This is a genomic window from Bradyrhizobium sp. SZCCHNRI1029, from assembly GCF_032487555.1.
In the GTDB taxonomy this organism is placed as follows: Bacteria; Pseudomonadota; Alphaproteobacteria; order Rhizobiales; family Xanthobacteraceae; genus Bradyrhizobium.
The window spans coordinates 1-4,644 of the sequence record NZ_JAUEUK010000023.1; the positions used below are offsets into that span (position 1 = coordinate 1).

4 protein-coding genes are annotated in these 4,644 nt (G+C 66.1%); all 4 read right to left on the reverse strand.

Annotated features, from left to right (window positions below; all coding sequences use genetic code 11):
* Window positions 1-245: chemotaxis protein CheW (locus QW861_RS33915; protein WP_316194032.1), on the reverse strand; the 245-nt coding region annotated here is incomplete at its 3' end.
* A gap of 26 nt (window positions 246-271) precedes the next feature.
* On the reverse strand, window positions 272-3,040 hold the full coding sequence (locus QW861_RS33920; RefSeq protein ID WP_315714011.1) for a hybrid sensor histidine kinase/response regulator: 2,769 nt from the start codon (window positions 3,038-3,040) through the stop codon (window positions 272-274).
* Between the two features lie 255 nt (window positions 3,041-3,295).
* A complete protein-coding gene (gene flbT, locus QW861_RS33925) occupies window positions 3,296-3,691 on the reverse strand; it encodes a flagellar biosynthesis repressor FlbT (protein WP_315716969.1) in 396 nt (131 codons plus the stop codon).
* A 216-nt stretch (window positions 3,692-3,907) separates the two neighbouring features.
* On the reverse strand, window positions 3,908-4,644 hold a 737-nt coding region (locus tag QW861_RS33930; protein ID WP_315716968.1), incomplete at its 5' end, for a flagellin.

Sequence of the window (4,644 nt, forward strand, 5' to 3'; positions counted from 1 at the left end):
GGCGGCTTGCCGTCCTCGGCGCGGGCAAGGCCGAGCCGCGCCCGCATGTCGACGACGGTCACGATGCGGCCGCGCAGGTTCAGGACCCCGGCGATCTCCGCCGATGACAGCGGCACCCGCGTCACCCGCTCCGGCATGAACACGTCCTGTACCCGGGAGATCGGCAGGCCGAACAGCTGGCCGCCGATCATCGCAGTGACGTATTCGACGGCGGCGCCCTCGGTGGTTTCGATCTTGCTGCTCATCGCACGCTACTCCTGTCCGCTTGCTGTCACGCGGCCCGCCGGTTGGCTTCGGCGCGGGCCCGTTCCTCGATCTGTTCCTTCAGCGCCGCGATCAGGCCGGGCCGGTCGAACTTGGCGATGTAGTCGTAGAGGCCGGCCTGGCGGCCGCGCTCGATCGCCGCCGGCGACACCAGCGACGACACCGCGATGACCGGCATCTGGCTCAGGTTCTGGTCGGCGCGGATCGCCTCGGTGAACTCGAAGCCGTTCATCTCCGGCATCTCGATGTCGGTGACGACGATGTCGAAGCTGTGCCCGGAGCGCAGCGTGGCCAGGCCCTCGATCGCCGAGGCCGCCGTGCGCACCTTGTAGCCGGCCGACTTCAACACCGGCGCCAGCATGTTGCGGAAGAACGGCGAGTCGTCGACCAGCAGCACCGACTGCGTCTGCGCGTCGGTGTGCATCTCCTTGCGGATGAACCAGTCGGCGAAGGCCATCGGCAGGAAGTGGCCGACGTCGATCACCTCGGTCGCCTGGCCCTTGATCACCGCCGAGCCAAGGATGCCGTCCTTGGCGCCGGAGACCTGGATGTTGAGCCGCTCCTCGACGATGTCGATGATCTCGTCGACCACGAGGCCCATCGCGCGGGTCTCGTCGGCGAACACCAGGATCGGCTGCGAGCCCGACGTCTGCACCGACACGCCTTCCATCTGCACCAGGGGCATCAGCTGGTCGCGGTACTGCACCATGTAGCGGCCGTTGGAGATCTCGATCTTGTCGGCCGCGATCTCCTCCAGGCGCGTGACCAGCGCCAACGGCACCGCCTTGGGCTGCGCCGTGCCGGCGCGGAACACCAAGAGCGAGGTGAGCTGCTCGCCGCCGATGGCGTGATGCGCGGCGTGCTCGTCGGACACCGCCTGCGAGGCCGAGCCGGCGGCGCCGAGCGCTTTCGCAATGCCGTTCGGATCGATGATCATGATCACGGCGCCGTCGCCCAGGATGGTGTTGCCCGAGAACATGTCGATGTGACGCAGCTTGGTCGACATCGGCTTGACCACGATTTCCTCGGTGTGGAACACGCAGTCGACCACGATGCCGAAGGTCTGGTTGCCGACCTGCGTCACCACGATGAATCCGTTCTCCGGATCGGTCGACGAGCCGTCGTCGATCTTCAGGAGCTTCTTCAGATGCATCAGCGGCAGCAGCTTGTTGCGCAAGCGCAAGACCGCGGTGTCCTTGATGCGCTCGATGCGGTGCTCGGAGTTGGCGCGCGCACGCACCAGCTCGACGACCGACAATTGCGGGATCGCGAAGCGGTCGCCGCCGGCTTCGACGATCAGCGCCGAGACGATCGCGAGCGTCAGCGGGATCTTGATGGTGACCGAGGTGCCCTCGCCGAGCACCGACTTGATGTCGATGGTGCCGCCGATCTGGTCGATGTTGGTGCGCACCACGTCCATGCCGACGCCGCGGCCCGAGACCGAGGTGACGGCGGCCGCGGTCGAGAAGCCCGGCTCGAAGATGAACTTGTGGATCTGCGCTTCCGTCATCTTCTCGAGCTCGGCCTCGGTGACGAGGCCGTTCGCCAAGGCCTTGGCCTTGATGCGCTCGGTGTTGAGGCCGCGGCCGTTGTCGGCGATGCAGATGATGATATGGCCGCCTTCGTGATAGGCGGACAGCCGGATGGTGCCCTGCTCGGCCTTGCCGGCCGCGGCGCGCTCGGCCATCGTCTCCAGGCCGTGATCGGCGGAGTTGCGCACCATGTGGGTGAGCGGGTCCTTGATCAGGTCGAGCACCTGGCGGTCGAGCTCGGTGTCGGCGCCGTGCATCTCGAGCTCGATCTGCTTGCCGAGTTCGGTGGCGAGGTCGCGGACGATGCGCGGCAGCTTCTGCCAGGCATTGCCGATCGGCTGCATGCGCGTCTTCATGACGCCCTCCTGCAGCTCGGCGGTGACGTTGGACAGCCGCTGCAGCGGCACCTTGAACTCGGTGTCCTCGTTGCGGCGGGCGATCTCCAGGAGCTGGTTGCGCGTCAGCACCAGCTCCGAGACCATCGTCATCAGATGTTCGAGCGTGTCGACGTTGACGCGGATCGACTGGTTGGCGACCTTGTCGTTCTCGTGCACCTCGCCGTCGGCATTGACCTTCGGCCGCGCCGCCTTCTTCGGCTCGGCCTTGGCCTCTGCTTCCGCCTTGGCAGGCCCGGCCTTGGCGACCGGCGCCGGGGCAGCGGCCTTGGGCTCAGGCGCCTTCTCATGCGCGGGCGGCAACTCGATCGCGGTCTCGCGGAAGGCCCGCTCGAGCTCGTCGAGCGACACTTCGCCCGGACGCAGCGGACGCTCCAGCGTCTGGTCGATCAGCGAGCCGTGCGTCACCGCGGGGGCGGGCGGCGCGGCCGGCACCAGCGGCGGGGCCGCCTCGCCGGCGGCCATCGCCGCCATGCCGCGCTCGACCATGGCTTCGAGCTCGCTGATGAGGTCGCGGTCCTCGCCCTCGGGCTCGGCCTCGTTGGCCTCGAGCTGTCCCAGGATGTCCTTGATGCGGTCGATCGTGGTCAGGATCAGCGTCACGGCCTCGCCGGTCACCGGCATGCCGTCGCGGAATTTGCCCATCAATGTTTCGGCGGCGTGCGCCAGCGCTTCGAGCCGCGGCAGGCCGAGGAAGCCGCAGGTCCCCTTGATCGTGTGCACCAGCCGGAAGATGTTATCGAGGATCTTGGCGTTGTTCGGCTCCTGCTCGAACCGTACCAATTGATTGTCGACGGTGTCCAGGCTCTCGCTGGTCTCCGTCAGGAACTCACGCAACAGATCGTCCATGAAACTGGCCTTCCAAGAATTGGCGCCGCGGTCACGGGCGACCGCTGATCCTGTCAGAGCGACGGCCGGTCCCGGCCTTCACCAGCAGCGCGGATCGATACCCGGCCCTCGCCGACTCGGCTGAACAGACTTTCGTCCACGCCATCGTTAGGTGGGGCTTTTATCCGTCCCGTTAATTTTATTGTCCGTGCTAATACGGACGTAGTACCGACCTCTCAGGCTGTGGCGAGCCCGGCTCCTTCCGCGGCCGGAATGTCAAGGCATCGCTTCGGCCGGCGCGACTGCGCGATCCTCTCGCTCGATCAGCGCCCTGATCTCCTTCAGCGCCTTGTACAGCGCTCCTTCCGTGACATGGCGATCCACCATCTCGGCTTGGCCGGCGGCTTCCGGAATCGCCCTGCGCAACTCGTTCATACAGGCGAGATAGGACGCGCGATAACGGATCGCGTCGTTCTTCAGATACATCGTCTGGACGCAGAGATAGAGGCGCTTGGCCGGCGTATCGGCGGTCTCGGCGGTGACGGTGTCACGCTCGCGGAGGATGGGCGCGTCGCCTTCGACGATGAAGCGGGCGCGCGTATTCGAATTCACGATGACGCTGTCGCCGATCACGATGCGCTCGAAAGGCTTCAGCTCGACCCGCAGGGGCATGGCCCAGTCTCCTCTCAGAAGGCTCCTCTCGGGAGTCTCCTCTCGGGAGCGGCGTCGTCGGCAGGCTGCATTCGCGTCGACACGACGTTGCTCTCGTGCTCGCTGTCCGGCTGATCCGGCGCCGCAGCCGAGCGGCGTCAATTTGCGAATAGTCTAGAGCCGAAAACGGCGGGGCAAGCCCCGCCGCCTCCGATATTCGTGGGTGCCGCCCGCGCCTTAGCGCAGGAGCTGCAGCACGCTCGCCTGCGACTGGTTGGCGAGCGACAGCGCGGACACCGCGATCGACTGGCGGGTCGACAGCGCCTGGCTGTTGGCCGCTTCCTCGTTGGTGTCGGCCAGCGTCAGGTTCGACGAACCGGTCTGCAACACGTTGATCAGGTTCTTGTTGAAGTCCTGACGAACCTGCACGACCGAGAGGTTCGAACCCAGCGTCGAGGCCTCGTTGCGCAGCGTGGAGCTCGCCGAGTTGAGGACGCCGATGACCTTGTTCGCCGAGTTGTTGTCGAGGAAGTCGGTGCCCGAGGTCAGGTTCGACAGGCCGAGACCAGCCGAGTTGAACGTGACACCGGTGATCGACAGCGTCGACTTACCGGTTTCGTTGAAGGTCAGCTTCAGCGTATCGCCGTTCAGCAGGTTGATGCCGTTGAACGAAGCGTCAGCCGCGGTCGTGTTGATCTGCGCCAGCACGTTGTTGTACTGGGAGACCAGGCTCGCGCGCTGCGTCTGCGCGGTCGCGTCCGCCACCGGAGCCGCCGCCGTCAGACCGTTGAAGGCCTGGCTGGATGCAGCCGACGTACCGCCGATCGCACCGATCGTGGCCGAAGCCGCGTCGTTGGTCGTGGTGATCGAGATCTTGCCGGTGGACGAGTCGACCGTGGCCTGCAGGTTGTTGGCTGCGAGCTTCGCGTTGAGATCGTTCAGCGACTTGACCTGTCCTGTCCCTAGACCGAACG

Excerpts from the sequence above, each read along its gene's own strand:
- QW861_RS33920 (WP_315714011.1), bottom strand. The coding sequence starts at position 3,040 with ATGGACGATCTGTTGCGTGAGTTCCTGACGGAGACCAGCGAGAGCCTG.
- flbT (WP_315716969.1), bottom strand. The coding sequence starts at position 3,691 with ATGCCCCTGCGGGTCGAGCTGAAGCCTTTCGAGCGCATCGTGATCGGC.